Below are 26003 nucleotides of genomic sequence, written 5' to 3' on the forward strand. Positions count from 1 at the left end.
TATTATTTTGGCATGGTTCTTGCATTTTATTGATTTGAAACTTTTAAAATATGAAAAAAGGATGGATAAGATGCAAAAATCGAGAGAAGAAAGTTTAAGATTGGCTAAGGATGTTTTACATTTCATTGAAAGTGAAGAGCTTTCAACCGAGGAAAAACAGCAAATCGTCGATGACTCTGTTGAAAACTTTGAAAAATATGTGAATCGTGCGATTTTAAAACATCGTAAAGCAGCCTCTACGGATTTCTCTTTTGTCGAATGGGAAGGCGAGGGTGCAGTATTCCGTGATACAAAAGGCCGGGAGTTTATCGATTGTCTCGGCGGTTATGGCGTCTACCTGCTGGGGCACCGCAATCCGAAAGTGGTGAAAGCGGTTGAAGCGCAAATCAAACGATACGCTCTTCACAGCCAGGAACTGATCGACCCTCTCCGCGGTTATTTATCAAAGCTGGTTGCCGCGATTACTCCGGGTGATCTGCAATACTCCTATTTAACCAATTGTGGCACAGAAGCTAATGAGATGGCCCTTAAGCTGGCGAGAATTGCCACTGGGAAAAAATGCTTTATTTCCACGACCAATGGGTTCCATGGAAAAACCTTCGGCTCACTTTCCGCTTCAGGGAAGGCTGTATTCCGTGAACCGTATATGCCGCTTCTGCCGGGATTCTATCATGTTGAATATGGCAATGCCGACGAAATAGAAAAAATGGTGAAAAATCTCGAAGCAACCGGGGAAACCGTTGCCGGTATCATCGTCGAGCCGATTCAAGGGGAAGGCGGCGTGAATGTTCCTCCACAAGACTACTTTAAGCGTCTCCGGGAAATTTGTGATGAGCACGGCTGTCTACTGATTGTCGATGAAATTCAAACCGGAATGGGACGGACTGGAAGGATGTTCGGCATTGAACATTTTGATGTTGTTCCCGATATTATGACTTTAGGGAAAGCCTTTGGCGGCGGTGTTATGCCGATTGCTGCTATGGTCGCCCGCCCGCAGCATTGGAGCAAGCTGGAGGAGAATCCTTTCTTGTTGGGTTCATCAACGTTTGGCGGTAATCCGCTCTGCTGTGCAGGTGCTATTGCTGGTATTAAGACGATTCTTGAGGAAAATATCCCTGAAGTGGCGCGAGAGAAAGGAGAATATATTTTAACCCGTCTTGGTAAAATTCAAAGTCAATATTCCGATTTGCTGGTAGCGGTAAGGGGCAAAGGCTTGTTAATTGGTATGCAGTTTGCCAACAATGAAATTGGCTTCGATTTAGCGAAACGCTTATTTACTGACAACATCTTGGTTGGGGGTACCTTGAACAATGCCACTGTTATCCGAATTGAGCCGCCGGCAGTGATCTCCTATGAACAAATTGATACGGTCCTTAACGCGGTCGAGCAGCATCTTGGAGCAATGGCAAATGAGCCACAGTATCAAACGGTGCTTTCATAATTGGCGAAAGTCTACAGGCTTCACAGATATTATCTGAATATTACGAATTATACCTTCTTTTTAGTCTGTGCAAGTGATATAATAGTAATATATGGTATTTAATATCGTTTTTTCCATAGTTTTTATCCTAATTTAGTGTATTAGGCCAAAAGTGGAACTCAATTATTTTCAACCGGCTTAATATAAATAGAATGAGAACACCTGAAAGGGGAGTGGCAATATAAATTGAAACAATTGCTTACGATTGTAGCTAGAAAACGTTGGTTGTTTCGTATTCGGATCTAGAAGTAAAAAAATTTTAGGAGGACGACTGTTTGAGTTTTAATGTAGTGATTTTAGGAGTTGGCGGTGTAGGTCAAGTTTGTGCATCGGAAGTAGTCAAAAAAGAATATTTAACAAAATTGGTGCTGGCGGATATCTCGACAAAGGCGGCGGAGAAGCTTGCGCAAGCGCTAAGAAAGACGTCTTCTGCCACAATTGAGGTTTGCCAGGTAGATGCCAGTAATACAAAAAGTGTTGCTTCTATTTTGGATGATGTAAATGTACTCCTTCACGCAGGGATACCGGAATTTAATTATTCGGTAATGCAAGCATGTGTCGAAACGAAGACCCATTATATTGACATGGCTTCCGATAGCCCGGACGACCTATTAAAGCAACTGGATTGGGGTGATCAATTTAAACAAGCGGGTGTGCTAGGTATTATGGGGTTAGGTTGTGACCCTGGTTTTTCCAATATTGCGGCTCGATATGCAGCCGACCAGTTAGATACGGTTAAATCGATTACCATTCTCGACGGAGATAATTCCGAAGTTGATTATGAGGGCTTTTGCGCTTACTTTAGTCCGCAAACAGCGATTCAGGAGTGTTTGGCAAAGCCCAATTACTGGACTGCTAAAGACGGTTTACAATATTATCCTACACCATTTGCGAATAAGGATGAGTTTGAATTTCCCGACCCAATTGGCTGGTTAGACTGCTATGTCGTTGAACACGAAGAAGCAGTAACCCTCGGAAAGTCGATTGGAAAAGGATGTGAATATGTCGAGTTCCGCTATGCGCTTCACCCGGATTTCGTGAATACACTGAAGGTATTGAGTTATTTAGGACTTGATAGTAAAGAGCCGATCAATGTTGGCGGGGTAGAGGTTGTGCCGCGTGATGTCGTTGTCACGACAATGCCAAAGCCTGCTGAATTGGCAGGAAAAATTCATGGATATTCCTGTGTGGGCGCGTATGTAAAAGGAACAAAGGGCGGCCAAAATGTAGAACTGTATGTCTATACAATCGCCAACCATGATGAAATTTATGAAAAGGTGGGTTTCCAAGCAACGGTTTGGCAAACAGGCGTGCCGCCAGTTGTCGCGGTAGACATGATTGCCGAAGGGCTGTTGACCGAAACCGGCTGCATTCCACCGGAAAAAATTGATCCCGTTCCGTTCTTAGAGCGCATGCAGGCGAGAGGAATGGAATGGTATGTGATGAAGAAAACTAGTCCAATTATCAAAACGGCTTAATTATAAACAAATGATAAACAGTGAATAGCTCCTCTGGCAGGAGCTATTCTTTCAATCTAGTTAGAAAAGAAATGGAAGCGCTTTAAAGAGTTTAATAATGATAACAAAGCGATTAAAGGAGGCCGCTATGAATGTTGCTTCAATAATCCAATTCAAAAACGTAACAAAGCGATTTGGAAATAATCCGCCTGTTTTAGATAACGTCAGCTTTACCCTTGAGCGAGGAAAATTTTACACCCTGCTCGGTCCATCCGGCTGTGGAAAAACAACGATTTTAAGACTGATTGCCGGTTTTACCGAGCCATCTGAAGGCGAAATTTGGTTTAATGGTCATAAAATTAATCACCTGCCAGCCAATAAGCGCCAAGTGAATACGGTTTTTCAAGATTATGCGCTTTTTCCTCATTTAAATGTATTTGAGAATGTCGCTTTCGGTTTAAGGATTAAGAAGGTAAAAAAAGCCGAGATTGAGGCAAAAGTGAAACAAGCATTAAGTTTTGTCAATTTGGATGGCTATGAATACCGGGAAATCCGCGAAATGTCCGGTGGTCAGCGGCAGCGCGTGGCAATTGCCCGGGCGATTGTCAACAAACCGGAAATGATCCTGCTTGACGAACCATTATCAGCTCTTGATTTAAAGCTAAGGACGGAGATGCAGTACGAATTACGGGAACTGCAGCGCAGGTTAGGGATTACTTTTGTTTTCGTCACCCATGACCAGGAAGAAGCTTTGGCGATGTCTGATGAAATTTTTGTCATCAACAACGGAAAAATCCAGCAAAGTGGAACACCAACCGATATTTATGATGAACCGATTAATCGGTTTGTTGCCGATTTTATTGGGGAGTCCAATATTGTCGAGGGTAAAATGGTAGAAGATTATTTGGTTGAATTTGTCGGAAAAAAGTTTGAATGTGACGATAAAGGGTTTAATGCCAATGAACCGGTTGAAATTGTCATTCGGCCGGAGGATTTGGAGATTACCACCCCTGAACTGGGAAGACTCCAGGTACGTGTTGATTCGCAGCTATTTCGCGGCGTCCATTATGAAATCTGCTGCTACGATAAAGACGACAATGAGTGGCTTGTCCATTCAACGAAAAAGGCAAAAGTGGGGAAAGAGATCGGTCTTTCTTTTGATAGAGAAGCGATCCATGTTATGCGTCTTGGGGAGACAGAAGAAGAATTCGACCGCCGTTTGGAAACCTATGCGGATAAGGGGGATTCCGCGCAATGGAAAGTAAATTGAGCCGCAGCCTTTACTCGTTTTCTTATTTTTTGTGGATTGTGCTGTTTGTCATTTTGCCCATCTTGCTGATTGTCTTCTATTCTTTATTCGACATTGAAGGGAATTTTTCGTTCGTCAATTATCAAAAGTTTTTCACCGCCGTATATTTAAAAATGACGTTAAGCTCCTTTTGGTACGCCTTTTTAATTACAGGGATCACTTTTTTAATTGCCTATCCTACTGCCTATTTATTAACGAAAACAAAGCATAAGCAATTTTGGCTGCTGTTAATCATTGTTCCATCGTGGATAAATTTATTGTTAAAAGCATATGCCTTCCTCGGTATTTTCGGTACATATGGGGTGGCAAACAGTATTTTAAAAGTCATCGGTATGGGGGAACAGCAAATTTTATTTACCGATTTCAGCTTTGTGTTTGTATCAGTATATATCTTTATTCCGTTCATGATTCTTCCCATTTTTAATAGTTTAACTGAATTAAATCCGACCCTGTTGGATGCGGCCCGAGACCTTGGGGCTTCTGCGTGGACAACCTTTTATCGGGTCATTTTTCCGCTGACGATTGACGGGGTGAAGTCCGGCTGGCAGGTGACATTCATTCCAGCGCTTTCCTTATTCATGCTGACGCGGTTAATTGCGGGAAACAGGGTAATTACCCTCGGTACAGCGATTGAGCAGCAATTTCTTGTCACTCAGGATTGGGGCATGGGTTCGACCATTGCTGTATTTTTAATCCTGATTATGATTTTATTCATGTTTCTGACCAATACCCGAAAGCGGGGTGTGTAAGATGGGACAACATTTATCACCATTAGCAAAGATAGGATTAGCGGCCATCTTTTTCATCCTTTATGCCCCGATTTTCTTTTTGATCTTTTATTCCTTCAATAGCGGAGACACGATGTTTGACTTTAAAGGGTTTTCGATGCAGTGGTATCGCGAACTGTTTCATGATACTCGGATGCTGATTATTGTTTTAAACACGATTATTGTCGCCCTTCTTTCAGCTCTCTTTTCGACTATTTTTGGGATATTGGGCGCCTTGGCTATCTATAATGCCAAAAAAAGACAAACAAAAAATATGTTATTGTCATTAAACAATGTGTTAATTGTCAGCCCGGACGTCATTATCGGGGCTTCGTTCCTGATATTGTTTACCATCGCCGGAGTGAAACTCGGATTCTATTCCGTTTTATTGTCTCACATTGCTTTTAGCATTCCAATTGTAGTGTTAATGGTGCTGCCAAAATTAATGGAAATGAGCCCGTCGTTGATTGATGCGGCCCGGGATCTCGGGGCAAACAGCTGGGATGTGTTAACAAAGGTAATCATTCCGTTTATTTCTCCGGGGATCTTTGCCGGCTTTTTTATGGCCTTAACCTATTCCTTGGATGATTTTTCTGTAACCTTTTTTGTCACCGGCAATGGTTTTTCGACCCTTTCAGTAGAAATATATTCCCTAGCCCGCCGGGGAATTTCCTTAAATATTAATGCCTTATCAGCGTTACTGTTCTTAGTCACACTGCTGCTTGTGGTGATTTATCACTTCATTACGTTAAGAAATAATAAGGCGAGCGGATTGGGGGTTCAAAAACGATGAAGAAACTGCTGCAGTTTTTTCTGACGATCGTGATCGTGTCGGCAGCCCTGCTGATGGTGAATGCCAATTTGAACTCTTCTCAAGGATATTCAGGCGGTAATACACTGACGGTTTATAATTGGGGTGATTATATTGACCCCGATTTAATCAAGAAATTTGAAAAAGAAACCGGGATCAAGGTCATCTATGAAACGTTTGATTCAAATGAGGCGATGATGACGAAAATCGAGCAGGGGGGCACGAATTATGATATAGCCATCCCCTCTGATTATACGATTGTGAAGATGGTGAAAAAGGGTTTGCTCGTTCCCTTGGACCATTCCAAGCTTCCTAATCTGGTCCATATTGATCAACGATTCATGGATTTGTCTTTTGATCCCGGCAATAAATATTCCATACCTTATTTTTGGGGCACCGCTGGAATTGTTTACAACCCCAAAATGCTGGGCGGGAAAAAAATAACCAGCTGGAACGACCTGTGGGACCCTGAGTTAAAAAATCAAATTCTATTAGTTGACAGCGCCCGTGAAGTAATTGGAATGGGATTAAACAGTTTGGGGTATTCGCTCAATGATACGAATAAGCAGCATTTACTTGCGGCCAAGAAAAAGCTAGATTCATTGATGCCAAATGTAAAGGCAATCGTCGGGGATGAAATCAAGATTTTGCTTGCTAACGAAGAGGCCGCTGTTGGCTTCACTTGGTCTGGTGAAGCCTCGGAAACGATATCTAATAATGAAGACTTAGATTATGTTGTTCCAAAGGAAGGCTCTAACGTTTGGTTTGATAATATGGTTATCCCGAAGACCGTCAAAAATATCGAAGGGGCCCACAAATTTATTAATTTTATGCTTGACCCGAAAAACGCCGCCAAAAATGCCGAATATGTGGGCTATTCAACACCGAATAAAAAGGCCCTTTCCTATATGCCCAAAGACGTCGTGAAGGATAAGCGATTTTATCCAGCTCCGGAATTGACGGATAAGCTGGAAGTCTATGAAGACTTAGGGAAAAAGAATATCGCCTATTTTAATGAATTATTTCTGGAATTTAAAATGCATCAAGACTAAATATCCGTTTAAAAAGGAGTGTATAGCGTATGAGTATCAAAAAAATGTATATTAATGGTAAGTGGGTACTAAGCAGCAGTGGTGCGGTACGGGAGGTAATCAATCCGGCAACAGAGGAGATAATTGCTGAAGTGACCGAAGGGACGGTTGAGGATGCGATGGCGGCAATTGAGGCCGCACATAGAGCTTTTTATCAAGATGGCTGGGGGGAAACTCATGCTAGGAACAGGGCGGAGCTGTTGATGCAGGTTGCCGACCGGCTGGAAGAAGAAATCGAGAGGTTCGCTGTTCTTGAAACGTTAAATAATGGCAAACCATTAAGGGAATCCAGATATGATGTTGCCGACGCAGTCAACCAATTTCGATACTATGCCGGGTTGGCAACGAAACCGACTGGGCAGGTGTACGATGTTCCAGACGATATTCAAGCCTATGTGGTGCGGGAACCGATTGGGGTAGCCGGGCAAATTGTTCCCTGGAATTACCCGTTAGTGATGGCAGTACAAAAGCTGGCACCGGCATTGGCTGCGGGATGCTCGGTCGTGATTAAACCTGCTGAGCAAACGCCATTAAGTTTGATTCAATTATTTGAAATTATAGATGAGGTTGGCTTCCCACCAGGAGTTGTCAATCTTATTCTTGGCGAAGGGGCGACTGTCGGCGCAGAATTGGCAAGAAATCCTTTGGTCGATAAAATCGCCTTTACCGGGGGGACAGTGACCGGAAAGAAAATCATGAAAGCCGCAGCTGATACGCTCAAAAATATTTCGCTTGAGTTAGGCGGGAAATCTCCTAATATTGTTTTTGATGATGCTGATTTTGAAACAGCTGTTGATTATGCATTGTACGCAATATTTGCCAACCAAGGGCAAGTATGTTCTGCCGGTTCGCGGCTAATTTTACAGGAAACATTATATGACCGATTTGTCCCGGAACTGGTAAAAAGAGCAAAGGAAATTGTCGTCGGAAATGGGATGGATCCATCAACAGAAATGGGACCGCTGATCTCGAAACCGCATATGGAGAAGGTACTAAACTATATTTCTCTTGGAAAAGAGGAAGGCGCACAATTATTATGTGGTGGCAACCGCTTGTTCGAAAAAGGCTTTTTTGTCGCTCCGACCATTTTCAGTAACACCACTCCTGAAATGAGAATTGTCAAAGAGGAAATCTTTGGCCCGGTATTAGTGATTCAAACCTTTAAGGAGGAAGAAGAGGCTATTAAACTAGCCAATGACTCGCAATATGGCCTAGCAGGTGCTGTATTTACCTCCGATGGAGCAAAGGCACAGCGGGTAATCCGTAAATTGCGTGCGGGAATCACTTGGATTAACACCTACCATCCTACCTTTAACGAAGCGCCGTGGGGCGGTTATAAACAAAGCGGCATCGGCCGGGAACTGGGAACCTTTGGATTTGAGGCCTACCAAGAGGTAAAACAAGTAAATATCAATTTAAATGTCCAGCCCAGTGGCTGGTTTAAAAGAAAAGAGATGGGAACAGGTGTAGCTGCTAGTAAAATGTAGCTTTGAAGGTCTGTGGGACAAAATACTTGCCGAAACCCTGCAAAGTGTCTCATAGGCCAGTTCTATCTGAAAATTCCTTTTTTGGGGATAATAGAGCAGGTCTATATGTCAAAAACAATTACCAGTATCATAGAAACTGTATTCATATGTCTAAAAATACTGTTATAATATGTCTGAAAATTTGGACAAAATTTTATTGAATCCTTGTTTTTGCTAATGATAGTATTTTAGGTGGGATTGAAAACGTTGTCAATTCCTTTTGTCAATGATCTAACAAGGGAGGAAGGAACATTTGAGTCAAGTAACAGTAGATTTAAAAGAAAAGGTAGAAAAATTTTTACTGGGGAAAAAGAAACTGTACATTGATGGTCAATTTGTTGAAAGCTTCTCTCAAAAAACATTCGATACGTATAACCCCGCTACTGGTGAGGTACTGGCTGCTGTCTATGAGGCAGAAGAAAAAGACATCGACCGTGCTGTAAGAGCAGCAAGAAAAGCCTTTGATGATGGTCCATGGTCGAAAATGAGCGCAGCTGAGCGCAGTCGCCTGATGTACAAATTAGCGGATTTAATGGAAGAAAATAAAGAAGAACTTGCCCAATTAGAAACGTTGGATAACGGGAAACCCATTCGAGAAACGACAGCTGCTGATATACCGCTGGCGATTGAACATATGCGTTACTATGCTGGCTGGTCCACGAAAATCGTGGGTCAAACGATTCCTGTAAATGGGCCGTTTTTTAACTACACTCGTCATGAGGCTGTTGGGGTTGTCGGTCAAATTATCCCATGGAACTTCCCATTATTAATGGCGATGTGGAAGCTTGGTGCGGCACTTGCTACCGGTTGTACCGTCGTCCTTAAACCGGCAGAACAAACGCCGCTGTCCGCTTTATACTTAGCAGAATTAATCGAAGAAGCCGGATTCCCGGCCGGGGTTGTGAATGTTGTTCCTGGTTTTGGCGAAACGGCAGGTCAGCCGCTTGTAGATCATCCGCTAGTTGATAAAGTGGCTTTTACCGGCTCAACCGAAGTGGGTAAGCTTATCATGGAAAGAGCTTCCAAGACCTTGAAACGAGTCACGCTTGAGCTTGGCGGAAAGTCTCCAAATATCATTCTCCCGGATGCCGACCTTTCGCAGGCTATACCAGGCGCTCTTAATGGGGTTATGTTTAACCAAGGTCAAGTTTGCTGTGCCGGTTCAAGAGTATTTATTCAGAAAAAGCAATTTGATAATGTTGTAGCGGACATGGTAAGCCACGCGCAAAAAATTAAGCAAGGGGCCGGGCTCCATGCGGATACCGAAATTGGTCCGCTTGTTTCGATCGAACAACAAAATCGCGTTCTTGGCTATATTGAAAAAGGCCTTAATGAAGGGGCGGAGTTATTAACCGGTGGCGATAAGCCGTTTGAGCAAGGCTATTTTGTTTCGCCGACCATTTTTGCGGATGTTCGTGATGAAATGACGATTGCCAAGGAGGAAATCTTTGGACCAGTTATTTCTGCACTGCCATATGAAGATCTTGATGAGTTGATTGACCGCGCCAATAACAGTCAATATGGTCTGGCAGCCGGTGTATGGACGAAAGATGTTTCAAAGGCCCACTATATCGCCAATCGCCTTCGTGCTGGAACAGTTTGGGTGAACTGCTATAATGCCTTCGATGCAGCATCACCATTTGGCGGCTATAAACAATCCGGAATTGGCCGTGAAATGGGCTCTTATGCCTTAAACAACTACACCGAAGTTAAAAGTGTTTGGATTTCCGTTAAACAATAACCACTTTTTCAAAATAGAACAAAAAGCTCTTCTCAAGCAGGTTGAGAGGAGCTTTTGCACTCGTTTAGGAAATTATAAAATAGGACACTATGGATAACTTTCTACCGGGTTAGACTTGTCCAGCTCCAGCGCCCTAGCGGCTAGTGTCCTTCGCTCTCCGCCCTACGATAAGTCAACATCGAATCGCCTCCTGCTTCTGCGCCAAAGCTTATTCAACGAAGCTGATGTTCAGCTCGTCGCAAAGCCTAGGAAGCATATTCAGGTAGTTACTTGGCTCTTCGTGTTTCCTTTATCTCAGTTGGAGCGCTCCAGGCCATACGCCGCTGACCAGGGCGCTTGCGCTTTTGTTCCTTGGATCAGTATTATAGCTTAAAAAGAAAACATACACTCTTGTTAGCAATGTGTTTTGTGTTTACATAATGGGGAGTGGAAAAATGAACTTTGAAATGCAAAAAGCGAATCTGTTGGCTGAAAATATCAATTCTTTTATAAAATTTGTCCAGCGCAACTATGAAAACAATAATAGTTTTTCGTTAAATCGCGATAAAGTCTATCAGGTCAAGCTGTTAATCGAGGAATACAAGTTTCAAATTATCGCAGATGAACTTCAGAGAATCAATCAGTTTTCCTGGGATGCGAAATATACGCATTACTTGGTTAATCAATTTCAACAGGGGATGGATATTATTGATGAATATGTGAGAAATCACTACGATGAATTGTTCATTTTTGCGGCCCGTGTCTACACATTAAGAACCCTTAGCCAGGCATTTACAGGAAGAAACCTGTCTGTTTGACCACTTTTGTCGACAAACCAGCTGGATGTCTCTGTCCCTGGTGTAGATAACAAAACAGGAGCCAATCACCCATTTTCACAAGGCAGCTGGTTCCTGTTTCTTATAATATATTTTCCCTATGGCTCAGTCAGGCTTAATCCAGCTTTGAATACAAATAATACTTAGGGTTGCGACGAGCAGGGAAACAATCGATACATGGACCAGGACGGCGCCAAGACTTAAATGGGTATAAATCAAGAGCGCTCCACTTAAAGCCTGCAGCACAATGAGCAACAAACAAATTCCGCTTAAGCGATAGAGGTCCGGACGAGTCAAATGGTACTTTTTCGCATAGGCAAAAAGGATAACAAATAGGATTACTAATACTAAAGCAAACAGGCGGTGGATCACATCTACCCAAAAGGCATTCCCCACCACGGAAAAGTGCTCCGTCGGAATCGGAAAGCCGCGGAAGGCACCACCCGACCCTGTTTTTGAAACATAACCACCAAAATAAATGGCCAGGTATAGGAAGAAAAAGACAAACCAAGAAATATACGCAAAGGAAGTGGGCAGCCGACCCTGATGGCGAATGTTCTTTTCTTGATGATAAATGACATAGGAGATATTCGCCAATGCCGAGAAAGAGATAAGTGCAATCCCTAAATGAGCCGCCAAAAGGAACGGAGACAGCGGAAGAATAACGGTTAGCGCACCAAGCGTAGATTCCCCTAGGATTCCGACAATGGCAAACAGCACCAGCCATTTGATCGTCTGTGATTTATAGCGGAACCACGATATCGCCGACACGACAAATAAAAAAAGACTGGCAAGAACCACGACAATGCGGTGGGTGTATTCAATTACCGAATGGTAGTCAGTGAAATCCGGAATAAGCTTCCCATTACATAAGGGGTAGCCACTTCCACAGCCCATGGCGGAATTTGTCATTGTATCAATAAAGCCAATAATATTTACCAAAAATATCAGCGCAGCCGCCGTAAATGAAAGCCAAAAATAGCGCATAAACAAACATCCTCTTTTAAATTTCCGTATATTCCGGTGTAACAAGTGATAAAATAGAGAACTTCCCTTAGCGCCAAATGAGGTAAAGAGGGAAGCTCCTAGCAATCATTTTGATTAGTTTTTTTATTTTTTCAAGAAATATGTGATGAATTCTCGCTAACAGGCGTACAATTATTGAACCTGGGAGTTAAACGACATAATCCATATGGCCCCAGCAACAATTGTTACCACAAAAATAATCCCCAGAATTAAGGCCATTACATTGTAACGTGGACCTTCGCCGTCGCGAATATGCATAAAGAAGAACAACTGAACGACAAATTGCAAGACAGCAGCGAGCAAAATACTGACGGTCAGGGCGGCTTTTCCCATCATATGATTCAGAACGAGCACAAGGGGAATGACTGTCAACACGATGGAAAGAATAAAGCCGGTCACATAGGCTTTGATTGAAGCTGTATGTTCTTGGTTCGACATCGTTACATCACCCCCATTAAATAAACAACTGTCAGGATGAAAATCCATACCGCATCCAGGAAGTGCCAATAAAGGCTGACCAAGGAAACTTTTCTTGTCGTCACTGGAGTAATTCCTCTTTTGGATAGTTGAAAGAGGATGGCAATCATCCAAAAAATTCCAAAAGTGACGTGGGCTCCGTGTGTTCCGACGAGAGCAAAGAAAGAAGTAAGGAAGGCGCTTCGGGAGATGGTTGCTCCTTCAGCCGCTAGATCGGCAAATTCCTTCACTTCCAGCCCAACAAACGCCGCGCCTAAAAGTAGTGTGACGATCAGCCAGCGGATCAGCCCTTTTTTATTCCCTTTATGCATCGATAAGACTGCCAGACCGCTTGTAAACGAGCTGGTCAACAGAATAAATGTTTCAATTATAAAGTTAGGTACATTGAAATCTTTTGCCGAAAAGCCGCCTTCTGTGTGGGTCCGAAGCACCGCATAGGCAGCGAAAAAAGTGGCAAATAACAGACAGTCAGTAACAAGGAAAATCCAAAAACCTAATGTCTTTAGACCTTCCTGGTCAACATGACCGTGGTTCTGGTCAGAAACATGGGCAGAAATAGTTTGTGACATGTTCTCAAAGCCTCCTAATTTGCAGTCCGATGAACCGAACCGTGATTCCTTAATGCATTTTCCGTTCTTTTGATTTCTTCTACAGAAATAAAATGATCGGTATTGTATTGGAAAGACCGTGCGAATAAGGTGATAAATACACCAATTAAACCAGCAATACCCATCCACCACCATTCAAACGTAAAACCAAATCCGGCAATAAAGAAGCAAACCGCCATCAAAAATGGTATGCCGGAATTGTTTGGCATATGAATGGGCTCATATTTGACTGCTTCTTTTTGATAGCTTCCCTTTTGCATTTCTTGTTTTTGATACCACCATGCATCACGGCCTTTTACAACAGGCAGAATCGCAAAGTTGTAAACCGGTGGTGGAGACGGAATCGACCACTCTAATGTACGGCCATCCCAAGCATCGCCTGTTACGTCACGTTCACCATGTTTAATGCTATAAAGAATTTGCCAAACTTGGAAGATGAAGCCGATCCCCATCAAGAATGCTCCAACGGTTGAGATCATGTTGAGCGGCGCCCAGCCCATGTCCCAGCCCATGGTTGAGTTGTACGTATACATCCGACGGGTCATCCCCATGAATCCGAGTGCGTATTGCGGCATAAAGCAAACATAGAAACCAATTTGCCACGTCCAAAAGGCCCATTTTCCTAATCTTTCATTCAGTTTAATTCCGAAGATTTTCGGGAACCAATAATACATTCCGGCGAGATAACCAAAGACAACGCCGCCGATCAATACTTGGTGGAAGTGGGCGATTAAGAAATAGCTGTTATGGTATTGGTAATCTGCTGGTGCTGCCGCGAGCATGACACCAGTGGCACCGCCGACTAGAAAACACGGAACAAATGCCATAAACCACAACATTGGCTGAGTAATTCGAATCCGGCCCCGGTACATCGTAAACAGCCAGTTAAATACTTTAACACCTGTTGGGATTGCGATAATCATTGTACAAATGGCAAAAACGATATTGACATTTGCCCCGGCACCCATTGTAAAGAAATGGTGCACCCAAGTGTAGTAAGAAACAATACTGATTGCAATCATCGAAAACACCATCGAGGCATATCCAAAGATGCGTTTTTCGAGAAGGTTGCAACAATCTCGGAAAAGACACCGAAAGCAGGGAGAACCACAATATATACCTCAGGATGTCCCCACATCCAAATTAAGTTTACCCACATCATCGGATTACCGCCGCCGGTCATCGTAAAGAAGTGTCCGCCAAGCAGACGGTCAATCGTCAGCATCGCTAAAGTTGCTGTAAAAATTGGGAACACCCCAAGAATGGCGATCGATGAAGCTAAGACAGACCAGGAAAATAATGGCATATCCCTTAAGCGCATGGTTGGTGTGCGCATTTTTAAGATGGTCACGACAAAATTAATTCCAGTCATCAGACTGCCAATACCGGAAATCTGAATGCCCCAAATCCAAAAGTTTTGACCTGGTCCGGGACTGAAGTCATTTTCTGATAATGGCGCGTAAGACAGCCAGCCCGCATTTGGCGATCCGCCAATGACAAAGGAGATATTCAGGAGCATCGCTCCAAGAAAGAACAACCAAAAGCTTACCGCATTTAAAAACGGATAGGCTACGTCTCTGGCACCGATTTGCAGCGGAACGACCATGTTAAATAAAGCAAACATGAACGGCATCGCCATAAATAAAATCATGATCGTACCATGAGTGGTGAAAATTTCATTATAATGTTCTGATGCTAAAAAGTGGCTATTCGGAACGGCCAGCTGAATCCGCATTAAAACAGCATCTACACCTCCGCGGAAGAGCATCAGCAGGGAAGATAAGAGATACATAATACCGATTTTCTTATGATCAACAGTAGTAATCCATTCTCGCCAAAGCCAGCCCCATTTTTTAAAATAGGTAAGGTAAATGATAATAGCAAGACTGACTAAAATAATGGAAACATCTGCACCATAAATCATTGGGTCACCTGTGACAAAAAAATGCGAATTATCCATTTATAATTTTCCTCCTGATGTACATTATTTCTTCATATTCATGTCGGACATTGTCGTGTGATCACCCATATGATTCATGTGATCATAATAGATTCCGCCATTTTTATTAACAATGTCTTCAAACAGACCTATTGGGTAAGAAGAAAAACTTAATTCTTTTTCAAGACTAGGCTTGGACAATTTCTTATATCCAGCTTTTGTTAATACAGGAGAGTCTTTCTGAACCTGTTTGGCCCATTTATTGAACTCTTCTTGCTTGACTGCTTTAACCCTAAATTGCATATGAGCAAATCCTTTGCCGGTAAAGTTGGCGCCGGAGCCAAAGTATTCTCCGACTTTATCAGCTTGCAGCCATAATCCCATCGACATCCCGGGCATGGTGTATTCCTGTCCGCCCAATTGCGGTACCCAGAAGGAGTTCATTGGGGCATCAGAGGTTAAGATGAATTGAACTGGTACACCTGCTGGAATCTCCGCATAATTGACAGTGGCAATTTTTTTATCGGGATATGTAAACATCCACTTCCAATCTAATGAAGTTACTTGGACAACAATGGGATCAACGTCTTTTACCGGTGGTTTTGTCAAATTCATTGTTGTCTTTGCAGTAAATACACCAAGTATAGCGACAATTATAATTGGAATTCCCCACCAAATAATCTCTAGAAATTTATTATCATCCCATTCAGGCTGGTAAGGGGCCTTGTTGTTGGGTTTATCCCGGTATTTCAAGACAATATAAGTGAAAATACCGATAACAGGAATGATAATAATCGCGCATAAAATGACAGATAAAATAATCAAGTTATATTCCTGCTTCCCAACTGGCCCTCTTGGATCAAGTACAATAAATTTACTTCGATCGCACCCTGATAAAAGAGCTGTGCCCAAAAAGGCGAGGAGAGAAAGTTTAGCAGTTTGGATCCATTTATTCAATGTAAGTTCCCCTTTCGCTTTAAATACTTTTACTTTGTATACACTATGTTTATAGTAAAAACTCTATATTAATATATCAAAAACAATTACCTTTTTGTATTAATTTTAATAAAAAAATCAGCCGTTCACAAAATGTTCACAAACTATAGGAATAGGATTTGTTTTTGTAAAATAACAATAATTTGCTTAAATACAAATCAACTAAGGTTTACGGAAAATGTTGGGTATTATGGTATTGGTGAGTTTGAAAATGTTCCTATTCATTTTTTATTGTAAGAATGAAAAAAATTGTTGACACAGGATAGTGAGGTGTGTAATTATAATAAACGCAAATTATTTCGTGTACGAAATATTCGTATGGAAAGCATTCTTAAAAAAGAGGGGAGTTTAATGGAGAAAGCCTTTAATAACGAAATTTTAAAATCCTTTCATGCAATTAATAAGCTTCTTTTTCATGTGACAAAACAAGATGCGGATAAAAATGGGCTGACTGTTGGTCAACTTTTTACTCTCTTTAAAATTTCTGCCAATCCGAACATTGGTTTAGTGGAATTGGCAGATAAAATTAAACTGACGAATAGTACAGTTAGCGGAATTGTAAGTCGGTTAGTGCAAAACGGTCTGGTTGAACGGGAAGCTCTGCCACATGACCGCCGGTCAGTCACCATTCGATTAACGCAAAAAGGCGAACAAAAATTGGCGGAGGTTTTTTCGTCGGAATCTTTGCTGGTAGAAAAGCTTGAGCAAATCAAGCAGTTGCCGGAAGAGGAAATACAAAATCTTTTGAGGTTACATGAAAAAATTAAAAACATCTTAAGTGAATGAGGAGGAAAAATTTATATGAATGCAAAAAGAATGATTTTACTTAATATTATTATCTTGATCATCTCTGGTTGGCGGAGGTTTTACGGGCTACTATTATTACAATCAATCGGTAAACTATATTTCTACTGATAACGCACAAATTTCAGGACAGCAGGTTAGCATTGCTTCTCCTGCCGCCGGGAAGCTTGTAAAATGGGATGGTGCGACGGGAAAAACTTTTTCAAAAAATGAAACAGTTGGCACTGTTGAAACGGCCGGAGAAACTGGAACGGTTAAAATGGATATCAAAGCCCCGGCGGACGGAACCATTGTCCAAGCAAATGCGGTAAAGAATACCATGGTTGCTGCCGGATCACCTCTGGCTGTCAGTTATGACCTTGACCATCTCTGGGTGACAGCAAATATTGAAGAAACAGATCTTAATGATGTAAAAGTGGGGCAGGATGTTGATATTTATGTTGATGCGTTTCCAAACATCACGCTGACCGGGACAGTTAAAGAAATCGGATTAGCTACTGCCGGTACTTTCTCCCTGCTGCCAAAGAATAATGCATCAGGAAATTACACGAAAGAAACGCAGGTCATTCCCGTGAAAATTTCAATTGATCATTATGGAGAGAGGTTAGTTCCTGGAATGAATGTGACCGTGCGGATTCATAAGTAGGTGATCATATGTCAGTATATATCGCAGGTTATGTCCTCATATCCATTATCCTTTTGATCATCATCAATCTGATGGTAATAAAGAAAAAGAAAAGTAGAAAAGCTGCGCTGGAAAGCAGTAGGCAAAACTTTCAGGAACAGACAATTGATCAAAAAACCAGTACTTCTCCTGATGAAAAACTAATTATCCGAGAAATGGCATCGGAACAAGCGATTCACAGTTCTTCCGCTGAGAAAGTTTCGAATCCAGTAAAACAAAAAGAGGATTTCGTCCAAGGAATTCATCATTCTCCTAATGAGCATGAAGCAAAAGCAGAAAATCAAGATAGCAATGCGGAGTCTCCACCCAATAAATCAATGGAAATTAAAGGTGGGAAAGGGAAGATTATTGCAACGATGATGCTTGGTGCATTTGTGGCAATTTTGAATCAAACTCTGCTGAACGTGGCGATCCCTCATATTATGAATGATTTTGGCGTATCTGCCAGCACCGTTCAGTGGCTTTCCACGGGATATATGTTGACCAACGGCATTGTCATCCCGATAACCGCCTTTTTGACTGCCAGACTAGGGACAAGGAAATTATTCATTTTTGCGATATTTTCATTTACAGTTGGTTCCGTGATCTGTTCCTTATCGACATCGTTTTCGCTGTTAATGCTTGGGAGGATCGTCCAAGCTGCGGGTGCTGGAATTATCATGCCGCTATTGATGACGGTATTCCTAACAATTTATCCGCCTGATAAGCGCGGTGCGGCAATGGGAATTATGGGTGTTGCGATGCTGTTTGCTCCGGCACTGGGCCCTACATTATCAGGGTGGATTATTGGTCATTATTCCTGGCGTGTACTTTTTGATATCGTTATTCCGTTTGGCATCTTGTCGATCATCATGTCGATTGCTTGGATGGTTGATGTAATCGAAATTACGAAGCCCAAATTTGATACTGCCGGGTTTATATTCTCAACAATTGGATTAGGATTTTTACTTTACGGCTTTAGTGAAGCGGGTAATAACGGCTGGGATAGTACGGATGTCAGAGTATCGCTGCTTATCGGTGTGATTGGTTTAATCAGTTTTATCTGGCGAGAGTTAACGACAGATCAGCCGATGTTGGAATTACGCGTGTTTAAATACGATATCTTTGCCTTAACCACAGTCATCGGGATGGTGATTAATATGGCGATGTTTGCCGCCATGATCTTACTGCCGATTTATCTGCAAAATATCCGTGGTTATTCGGCGCTTGATTCCGGCCTATTAATGCTTCCTGGGGCAATTGTTATGGCAGTGATGATGCCAATTTCCGGCAAGCTGTTCGATAAAATCGGGGCTCGCTGGCTGGCGGTCTTCGGACTTATTATCACAGTCATTACAACATGGCAATTTACGAAACTAACGATGTCCACGAGCTATGGTTATATCATGCTGTTGTATGTCATGCGAATGTTTGGGATGTCGTTCCTATCGATGACGGTGCAAACAGAGGGCATGAACCAGCTGCCGCTACGGTTGGCAGGGCATGGAACTTCCGCATCGAATACCGCGAGAACCGTTGCCGGAAGCCTTGGTACAGCGTTTCTTGTCACCGTAATGACAAATCGCAGTGATTTTCACTCCGCTAATTTTGCAAACGTGGTGACAAGTGCTAACCCATATTTGGCAAACAAACTTACGGAGTTAGGCCATGGAATTGCCTCGGCGGCAGGCATTCCTGTTCAGCAAGGACAAATCCTGGCAACTTCCACCATTTATGGTGAAACGGTAAAACAAGCAACCATCAGCGGTATTAACGACGCCTTTGTTGTGGCTACCGGAATTGCCATCGTTGCCTTAATCCTTGCCTTCTTTATCAAAAGAGCGAAACCATCTGCAGAATAATAAAACATCAAGACGGTTCTTGAGCTGCCTTTGTTGCAGCTTGAGAACCGCTTTTTGTTAGTTTGCCATTGTTACAGAAATTTGAAAATTTTGTTGTTTCACAAAATCACCATATTTATCATAAAAACTGAATTCATTTTTTTATTATAATAAAGATAGAAAAAAAAGAAAGCGATTACATTTTTGGTCTTTTGTAATGCGAGGAAATAAGGAGGGGTTTTGAAGATGAACTACCAAGAAACTAAAGAAATTTTAGAGGCAGCGAAACTCGGTTTATTGAAAAAATTAGAGAAACAAAACCTGTCAATGGAAGAGAAGGAAAAAATCCAACTTTCTATCATGAACTATGACTATATTATCGAATTAACCGATATGAATCATTTTGAGCGTGGCTTTGACTTGGAAGATCTCTCGATGTAATTCACCGGAAATTTCATTTCGTTGCCGCATCCTGGGGCTGAATATGGATCACCATATTCGGTCTTTTTATGTTTCGTCAAAAAACAGTCCCGTGGTGAATCTTACCACGGGACTGCAGCTGATTAGCGTTTTTTAACATCCTTTAAGGCCGGCTGTACCTTCTTTACTTTTTCAAAGCTGACTTGAATCTGAACGACCTTGTCACTCACGTTGACAATACTCTCTACTTTTCCTCTACGACCCTTTATTTTAATAGCTTCATTGACAGTAGGAATTTGTTTTCGCAGCTGGCTTAGTACAACCGTCTTATCTTCAAGAAAATGAACAACAACCATCCCGGGTCTCTCCTTACTATTTAGTTTATAAAAAAGGATAAATCTACTTGTTTCTATAAAATATTAGGAGAAACTGAGATTTAGACCTAGCTTGTTTAACATTTTTTTAAAATGTGCAAGCAAACGGGAACTAGAAGATAAATGAAAACTTAACTTGGTAGCAGTGTAAAAATTGGCAAGATTATGATATCATTTTATCAACAGATATAAAAACTCATTCTTGGAGAGATATTATGAGTAATCAAAACAATTACAACGGAAACAGTGAAGTTCCTTTTCAATTTAAATCACAGTTAATTCATGCTCAAGTTGAGGATGAGGCTTTAGTATTGAAAAATCATCAGCGTCTGATTGATTCTGCTACTGAATTATTTAGTAAAGAAGGGTATCATACTACAACCATTCGCCAAATTGTCAAACATTCTGGAATTGGAATTGGATCAATCTATCAATATGTTAAAAATAAAGAGGAAATTCTTGTCCTTATTTTGGAATATATTTTAAAAAAATATAAATTTAATTTAAGTAGTTCGATTGAAATAAACGATCCTCCAAAGGAAAGATTGATAATTGGTATTGAAACGTACGTTAGGATTATTGACAAAGAGTACCAAAAGATTATCCTAGCGTATGCATCTACCAATTCTTTATCTCCTCCATATCGAGAGTATATTAAAGAGTTAGAATTAAATACGAATCAAATTTTTGAAGAAATTCTTATCGAAGGCATTGAACAAGGGCAATTTAAGCCGATCAACGTTCAACTCGTTGCTTATGACATCATCATGTTTGCGCATATGTGGGCATTGAAACGCTGGTTCTTCAAATCGATTATTACAGTTGATGAATATATTGATCAGCAGACGAAACATATTCTAGAAATGGTATTAAAAACGGAATAACAGAACAGAAAGGGGGCAGAGGCCCTCTTATTTTTTCGAGAAAATTAAAAAACAAAATATATTGAATTTTATGAAAACAAATGCTAATATGGCATTATGAAAGAACGGTCGTTCATTCGGCTTCAATTATACAGATCAGGGGGGATGTAAAACATTGTAATTTGTAAGCGGTAACACATGAATAATAATCAATAAAAATAATTTGTAATAAGAACAAGTAATAAAAAACAAACTATGGTGTTTATCAAAAATGAAGGGAAAATGATAAGCAATAAACGAACGGACGTTCATTCTAATTATTAGTGTTCCGAATGAAATAAGTCAGTTTACGGACTAGTATTTTATTCTCATGTTCCGTACTTTTTTAGGAAGGTGATTGCATGATCGTGTTTATACATATCCTTAATGGTTTGGCATTAGGGATGTTATATGCATTAACTGCCTCTGGGCTGTCATTAATTTTTGGCTTTATGGGTGTCATTAATTTTGCCCATGGTGCTATTTACATGTTGGGTGCATATTTGGCGCTTTCATTAATTGGTACTTTCGAAAACTTTTGGATTGCTTTAATTATTGTACCAATTCTTGTTGGCATCTTGGGTGTCATTATTGAACGTTTGTTGTTAAGCAAAATTGCCAAGCGAGATCCACTACACTCTATTTTGCTTACTTTTGGATTAGCATTACTAATGGAAAATATTGTTCGGATGATTTGGGGAACAAGTAACTATACGTTCGCTGCACCAGAGTCGTTACAAGGAATCATTCATGTTGCGGGGCAGCCATATCCATTGTATCGGGTGTTCGTTATCGTTTTTTCTATAGTAGTTTGTGGATTGATCTACTTTATCCTCTATAGAACAAGGATAGGAATTAGAATTAGAGCAGGCATGGAAGATAGCGGAATGGCATCGGCCTTGGGATTAAATACGATGTTTTTAGGAATGCTTGTGTTTGCCAGCGGCTGTGCTTTGGCTGCAATAGCAGGGATCGTTTCAGGACCTTTTCTTTCCCTCTCACCTAATATGGGAAGCACCATTATCATTAGTGCGTTTATCGTCATAGTAATCGGTGGAATGGGGAACTTCTCCGGTGCCGTCCTAAGCGCAATTGTTGTCGGATTTGTTGAATCGCTTGGCAGTATATTCATCCCGCAATTTGCCACTGTTTTTGTTTACTTGCTTATGATTATCGTATTAATTACCAATCGGGAAGGAATATCAGCTGTATTACAGCGCAAAAAGCAAAAAAGAAAAATCAATACCCAAATAGTATCGAAGGAGGGATGAGTGAATGGAAAAAATAATTGAGTCGGTCTTAAAAGTTAATCCGGTTTCGGAAAGAAAAAAATCAAGGCTGGGGTTAAACTTGTTTGTTTACCTTGGTGTTATCCTCCTGGTTATTCTCTCCATGACGGTTTTTACTCCCTATTACCAGCGATTAGTCATTGAGATGATGATTTTTGGCCTACTGGCGATGAGCCTCGATTTATTAATTGGTTATACAGGTTTAATTAGCTTTGGTCATGCTGCTTTTTTTGGCCTAAGTAGCTATACTTTAGGTTTATTGATTACCAAACTGGAATGGGCGCTTTTGCCAAGTATCCTATTCACTATTCTGTTTACATCCCTGGCTGCTCTGATTATTGGTGTATTTTGCGTGAAATTTAATGGAATCCAGTTTTCGATGTTGACGTTGGCGTTCGGCCAATTATTATGGACGGTTACAACCAATTGGAGAAGTCTCACAAATGGTTTGGATGGATTTACGATCATGAATAACTTCTCCATCAATTTAGGTTCAGTTGAACTTTCATTAAATGATCCTCAAGTATTATTAATATTCACTTCTATTTTATTACTATTATCGTTTTGGAGTATGAATCGCTTGGTCAAAGCACCATTAGGTCATTCGTTACTGGCCATTAAAGGGAATGAAGAACGGACGAAATTTTTAGGATTCAATCATACTCGGATTAAACTGCAAATTTTTGTAATTAGTGCCTTTTATGCTTCCATTGCTGGAATCTGTTTTCTCTTTTTAAAATCTTTTGTCGCCCCGGATTATTTACATTGGAGTTTTTCTGGGAACGTCTTAATGATGACTCTCCTGGGAGGAATGGGAACGCTTCTAGGGCCATTATTAGGGGCACTTACATTTATATTATTTCAAGATTGGGCCAGTTCCATTACGGAGAATTGGATGGCATTTGTCGGACTTGCATTTATTATCGTAGTACTTTATTTACCTAAGGGGGTATTTGGTTGGGCATGGAAGCGGTAAAGGAAAACGTAACCGGCAGCTATTGCTTGGAGATAAAAAATGCTTTTTTCTCGTATGGAATTGCACCAATACTACAGAATATTAATCTGAAAATTAATGAAGGAGAAATAAGAGCCATTATCGGACCGAATGGTGCAGGTAAGTCTACCTTATTGAATATTATTTCCGGGAGGAATTTTCCGCAAAAAGGGAAACTCTTCTTTCAAGGAAAAGATGTGACAAGTCTGGCCCCATATAGGAAAAGACAGATGGGAATTTCGAGGTCGTTTCAAATTACGAATATATTTCCGGCATTTACTGTCTATGAAAATATCCGCCTTGCGGTTCAAGGAATGGGAAAGAATCGGTACAACATCTGGAGATCAATTGCATCAGATCAAGGCATTCATGAGGAAACATTTCAGCTAATTAAGGAATGCAATTTAACAGACGTTGCTTTCCGCGATGTAAATGAGCTATCCTATGCCCAGCAAAGACAGGTGGAAATCGCCTTGGTGCTAGCAAAAAGCCCGAAACTCTTGCTTCTGGACGAGCCAACTGCTGGTCTTTCAGTGGAGGAAAGTAAATGGATTGCCGATATGATTCAACGAATCGCTAGGAACCATCATCTTACCATCATATTTGTCGAGCATGATATGGACATTGTGTTTCGTATCTCAAATTTAATTACCGTTCTTCATTATGGTCAGGTATTTGTAGAAGACACACCTGAAAATATTAGAACCAATCCGAAAGTTCAGGAAATATATTTAGGAACAGAGTAAGGGAGGTGTTCAAATGAGTCTTCTACAAATGGAGAATGTCAATTCTTATTACGGTGCTGCCCATGCGCTGCATGATTTTAATCTATCGATTAAGGAAGGAGAAATTATAAGTCTACTGGGACGAAATGGGGTAGGAAAATCCACTACGCTTAAAAGTATTATGGGGATGTTAACGGTAAAAGGTGATGTTATTTTTGATGGTGAAAAGCTTACCAATCTTCCTACTAGTAAAATTGCCAGAAAAGGAATCGGCCTTGTACCTGAAGAACGTCGGATTTTCTCCAATTTAACCGTTAAAGAAAATCTTTTAGTCGGTGTATCAAGGAAAGGAGTGTGGAATTTAGAGAGGGTGTATGAGCTTTTCCCTGTTCTAAAGGAAAAGCAAAACAGAATGGGAACTCTCTTGAGCGGCGGTGAACAACAAATGCTTGCCATTGCTCGCAGCATCATGTCAAATCCAAAATTAATTCTCTTGGATGAACCATGTGAAGGATTGGCTCCAGTCATCGTGAATGAATTGAAAAAAGGGATAGCAAAGTTGAAAGAGGAAGGGATGACTATCATTATTGCCGAGCAGAGTCTTCGAATATCTAAGGTATTAGCTACCAGGCATTATCTAATCAGCAAAGGGGAAGTTTGTTTTGAGGGCTCATCGGATCAATTATTCGATAGTCCCGATATTTTGATTAAGTATTTGGGAGTTCAATAATTAGAAAAGGGGTGCTTGTGGGAAATGAAGAAAATAAGCTTTTCAATTTCGGTGTTACTTATTTTTATGATGCTCTTCTTAACAGCTTGTTCCGGTAAGGAAAAAACGGGTGGTTCGGCCGCATCAAGCGGAGGAAAAGACACAATTAAGGTGGGCATCGTTACAAGTTTGAGCGGTCCCTATGCGGTGATAGGTACAGAGGTGGTGGAAGGAATTAAATTTGCTGCTGAAGAGATTAATGCTAATGGCGGTATTTTAGGAAAAAAAGTAGAGGTTCTCCAAGAAGATGATGAAGGAAAGCCTGATGTTGGATTAAGAAAGGCAGAAAAACTTGTAACAAAAGATAAGACAAATTTTATTTTGGGCTCGGTATCAAGTGCGGTTGGATTGGCGATTGGGGCTAAAATGCCTGAATGGAATTCAATCTACATTTCTACCGTTAATAAAACACCAAAATTAACGACTACCAACTTGAATAAAAATATTTTTCGTGCTAATCACAATGATTTACTGGATATGGAGCTTATCGCAGAGTACTATGGAAAAGAATTAAAAGGAAATTCTTGGTTTTTGATTGGTGCTGATTATGAATGGGGACACAGCTCTTCTGAAGGATTTAAGAAAATTGCCAAGGAAAATGGTGATAAAGTAATTGGAGAAGCTTATACGCCACTCGGAACTACGGATTATTCCTCGCAGATTACGAACATCCTATCTGCTAATCCGGATGGAATTTGGGTTGCATTATCCGGAAGTGATGGGATTAACTTCCTAAAACAGGCAAAAAGTTTTGGTTTAACAGATAAGGTAAAGACGGTTACATTTTTAACGGATACTGTTGTTGATGCGATTGGCAAAGATGGACTTGGAGTAATTGGAGTTTCCAATTACCATAATTCAGTTGACTTTCCTTTAAATAAAGAGTTTGTTGCTAATTTTGAGAAAAAGAACAATAAAAAACCAACCGTTTATCACGGTTCCGCTTATATGGGGGCGCAATTATTATTTGAGGGAATCAAAAAGGCTGATTCAGCAGAAACGGATAAGGTGATTAAAGCAATGGAGGGCATTAGCTATGACTCCATTTTAGGTAAGGTTACCTTAAATCCAAAAGACCATCAATTACAGGTTCCCAACTTTATTGGGGAAGTAATCGAAGATAGTAGTAGTAAGAGCGGCGTCACACAAAAAATGATTTATCCCAATCAATAAATGAT

The 26003-nt window shown here is 41.0% G+C and carries 23 protein-coding genes and 2 pseudogenes; 19 read left to right on the top strand and 6 right to left on the bottom strand.

From position 1 onward, the window contains the following. Positions 1–70: 70 nt before the first annotated feature. The 9 genes from RCG24_RS04970 to RCG24_RS05010 all read left to right on the top strand — a co-directional run bounded on the left by RCG24_RS04970 (position 71) and on the right by RCG24_RS05010 (position 10979). The gene (locus RCG24_RS04970; RefSeq protein WP_308078464.1) at positions 71–1441 is read left to right on the top strand and encodes a putrescine aminotransferase; all 1371 of its coding nucleotides are present in this window, start codon (positions 71–73) and stop codon (positions 1439–1441) included. A 314-nt stretch (positions 1442–1755) separates the two neighbouring features. Next, on the top strand, positions 1756–2958 hold the full coding sequence (locus RCG24_RS04975; RefSeq protein WP_308078465.1) for a saccharopine dehydrogenase family protein: 1203 nt from the start codon (positions 1756–1758) through the stop codon (positions 2956–2958). Between the two features lie 127 nt (positions 2959–3085). Further along, positions 3086–4207 carry an ABC transporter ATP-binding protein gene (locus RCG24_RS04980; RefSeq protein ID WP_308078466.1) on the top strand — a complete coding sequence of 374 codons (1122 nt, stop codon included), beginning with the start codon at positions 3086–3088 and terminating at the stop codon, positions 4205–4207. After that, positions 4192–4995, top strand: a complete 804-nt coding sequence (locus tag RCG24_RS04985) for an ABC transporter permease (RefSeq protein ID WP_308078467.1) — start codon at positions 4192–4194, stop codon at positions 4993–4995. The genes RCG24_RS04980 and RCG24_RS04985 overlap by 16 nt, the downstream gene beginning before the upstream one ends. Before the next feature lies 1 nt (position 4996). After that, a complete protein-coding gene (locus tag RCG24_RS04990) occupies positions 4997–5806 on the top strand; it encodes an ABC transporter permease (protein ID WP_308078468.1) in 810 nt (269 codons plus the stop codon). Then, complete coding sequence (locus tag RCG24_RS04995) at positions 5803–6876, top strand: ABC transporter substrate-binding protein (protein ID WP_308078469.1); 1074 nt, start codon at positions 5803–5805, stop codon at positions 6874–6876. The genes RCG24_RS04990 and RCG24_RS04995 overlap by 4 nt, the downstream gene beginning before the upstream one ends. Positions 6877–6905: 29 nt before the next feature. Further along, positions 6906–8402: an aldehyde dehydrogenase family protein gene (locus RCG24_RS05000; RefSeq protein ID WP_308078470.1), complete on the top strand. Its 1497-nt coding sequence runs from the start codon at positions 6906–6908 to the stop codon at positions 8400–8402. A 292-nt stretch (positions 8403–8694) separates the two neighbouring features. Beyond that, positions 8695–10182, top strand: coding sequence for an aldehyde dehydrogenase family protein (locus RCG24_RS05005; protein ID WP_308078471.1), 1488 nt, complete (start codon positions 8695–8697; stop codon positions 10180–10182). Between the two features lie 434 nt (positions 10183–10616). Beyond that, positions 10617–10979, top strand: a complete 363-nt coding sequence (locus tag RCG24_RS05010; protein ID WP_308078472.1) for a hypothetical protein — start codon at positions 10617–10619, stop codon at positions 10977–10979. A gap of 123 nt (positions 10980–11102) precedes the next feature. Here RCG24_RS05010 and RCG24_RS05015 read toward each other — a convergent pair whose 3' ends face one another. The 5 genes and pseudogenes from RCG24_RS05015 to qoxA form a co-directional block, all read right to left on the bottom strand. Next, complete coding sequence (locus RCG24_RS05015) at positions 11103–11984, bottom strand: COX15/CtaA family protein (RefSeq protein ID WP_308078473.1); 882 nt, start codon at positions 11982–11984, stop codon at positions 11103–11105. Positions 11985–12155: 171 nt separating this feature from the next. Then, the gene (gene cyoD / locus RCG24_RS05020; RefSeq protein WP_202651432.1) at positions 12156–12461 is read right to left on the bottom strand and encodes a cytochrome o ubiquinol oxidase subunit IV; all 306 of its coding nucleotides are present in this window, start codon (positions 12459–12461) and stop codon (positions 12156–12158) included. A gap of 2 nt (positions 12462–12463) precedes the next feature. After that, positions 12464–13069, bottom strand: a complete 606-nt coding sequence (locus tag RCG24_RS05025) for a cytochrome (ubi)quinol oxidase subunit III (protein WP_308078474.1) — start codon at positions 13067–13069, stop codon at positions 12464–12466. A 14-nt stretch (positions 13070–13083) separates the two neighbouring features. After that, positions 13084–15068, bottom strand: a pseudogene (locus RCG24_RS05030) (cbb3-type cytochrome c oxidase subunit I). Positions 15069–15092: 24 nt separating this feature from the next. After that, complete coding sequence (gene qoxA / locus RCG24_RS05035; RefSeq protein ID WP_235887794.1) at positions 15093–16004, bottom strand: cytochrome aa3 quinol oxidase subunit II; 912 nt, start codon at positions 16002–16004, stop codon at positions 15093–15095. A gap of 390 nt (positions 16005–16394) precedes the next feature. Between qoxA and RCG24_RS05040 the strand changes: the two genes are divergently transcribed. The 4 genes and pseudogenes from RCG24_RS05040 (at position 16395) to RCG24_RS05055 (ending at position 19793) form a co-directional block, all read left to right on the top strand. Beyond that, positions 16395–16829 (top strand): MarR family winged helix-turn-helix transcriptional regulator, encoded by a 435-nt coding sequence (locus RCG24_RS05040; RefSeq protein WP_308078475.1) that lies wholly within the window; start codon positions 16395–16397, stop codon positions 16827–16829. Between the two features lie 15 nt (positions 16830–16844). Then, positions 16845–17493 (top strand): annotated as a pseudogene (locus RCG24_RS05045) (efflux RND transporter periplasmic adaptor subunit). Between the two features lie 8 nt (positions 17494–17501). Next, positions 17502–19373, top strand: coding sequence for a DHA2 family efflux MFS transporter permease subunit (locus tag RCG24_RS05050; protein ID WP_308078476.1), 1872 nt, complete (start codon positions 17502–17504; stop codon positions 19371–19373). A 225-nt stretch (positions 19374–19598) separates the two neighbouring features. Then, entirely contained in the window at positions 19599–19793 is a 195-nt protein-coding gene (locus RCG24_RS05055) for a DUF3896 family protein (protein WP_308078477.1), read from the top strand. 122 nt (positions 19794–19915) lie between these two features. On the opposite strand, the gene RCG24_RS05060 is transcribed toward RCG24_RS05055, so the two are convergent. Next, the gene (locus RCG24_RS05060; protein ID WP_308078478.1) at positions 19916–20128 is read right to left on the bottom strand and encodes a hypothetical protein; all 213 of its coding nucleotides are present in this window, start codon (positions 20126–20128) and stop codon (positions 19916–19918) included. 233 nt (positions 20129–20361) lie between these two features. On the opposite strand from RCG24_RS05060, the gene RCG24_RS05065 reads away from it, so the two are divergent. The 6 genes from RCG24_RS05065 (at position 20362) to RCG24_RS05090 (ending at position 25998) form a co-directional block, all read left to right on the top strand. Continuing rightward, positions 20362–21030 (top strand): TetR/AcrR family transcriptional regulator, encoded by a 669-nt coding sequence (locus RCG24_RS05065; RefSeq protein ID WP_308078479.1) that lies wholly within the window; start codon positions 20362–20364, stop codon positions 21028–21030. 380 nt (positions 21031–21410) lie between these two features. After that, positions 21411–22319: a branched-chain amino acid ABC transporter permease gene (locus RCG24_RS05070; RefSeq protein WP_308078480.1), complete on the top strand. Its 909-nt coding sequence runs from the start codon at positions 21411–21413 to the stop codon at positions 22317–22319. A gap of 4 nt (positions 22320–22323) precedes the next feature. Then, complete coding sequence (locus RCG24_RS05075) at positions 22324–23313, top strand: branched-chain amino acid ABC transporter permease (RefSeq protein ID WP_308078481.1); 990 nt, start codon at positions 22324–22326, stop codon at positions 23311–23313. Then, positions 23301–24077, top strand: coding sequence for an ABC transporter ATP-binding protein (locus RCG24_RS05080; RefSeq protein WP_308079116.1), 777 nt, complete (start codon positions 23301–23303; stop codon positions 24075–24077). The genes RCG24_RS05075 and RCG24_RS05080 overlap by 13 nt, the downstream gene beginning before the upstream one ends. Positions 24078–24090: 13 nt before the next feature. Beyond that, positions 24091–24786, top strand: coding sequence for an ABC transporter ATP-binding protein (locus tag RCG24_RS05085; protein ID WP_308078482.1), 696 nt, complete (start codon positions 24091–24093; stop codon positions 24784–24786). Between the two features lie 24 nt (positions 24787–24810). Next, positions 24811–25998 carry an ABC transporter substrate-binding protein gene (locus RCG24_RS05090; RefSeq protein ID WP_308078483.1) on the top strand — a complete coding sequence of 396 codons (1188 nt, stop codon included), beginning with the start codon at positions 24811–24813 and terminating at the stop codon, positions 25996–25998. Positions 25999–26003: the final 5 nt, after the last annotated feature.

The sequence above is a fragment of the Neobacillus sp. OS1-32 genome (assembly GCF_030915425.1).
GTDB lineage: Bacteria > Bacillota > Bacilli > Bacillales > Cytobacillaceae > Neobacillus > Neobacillus paridis.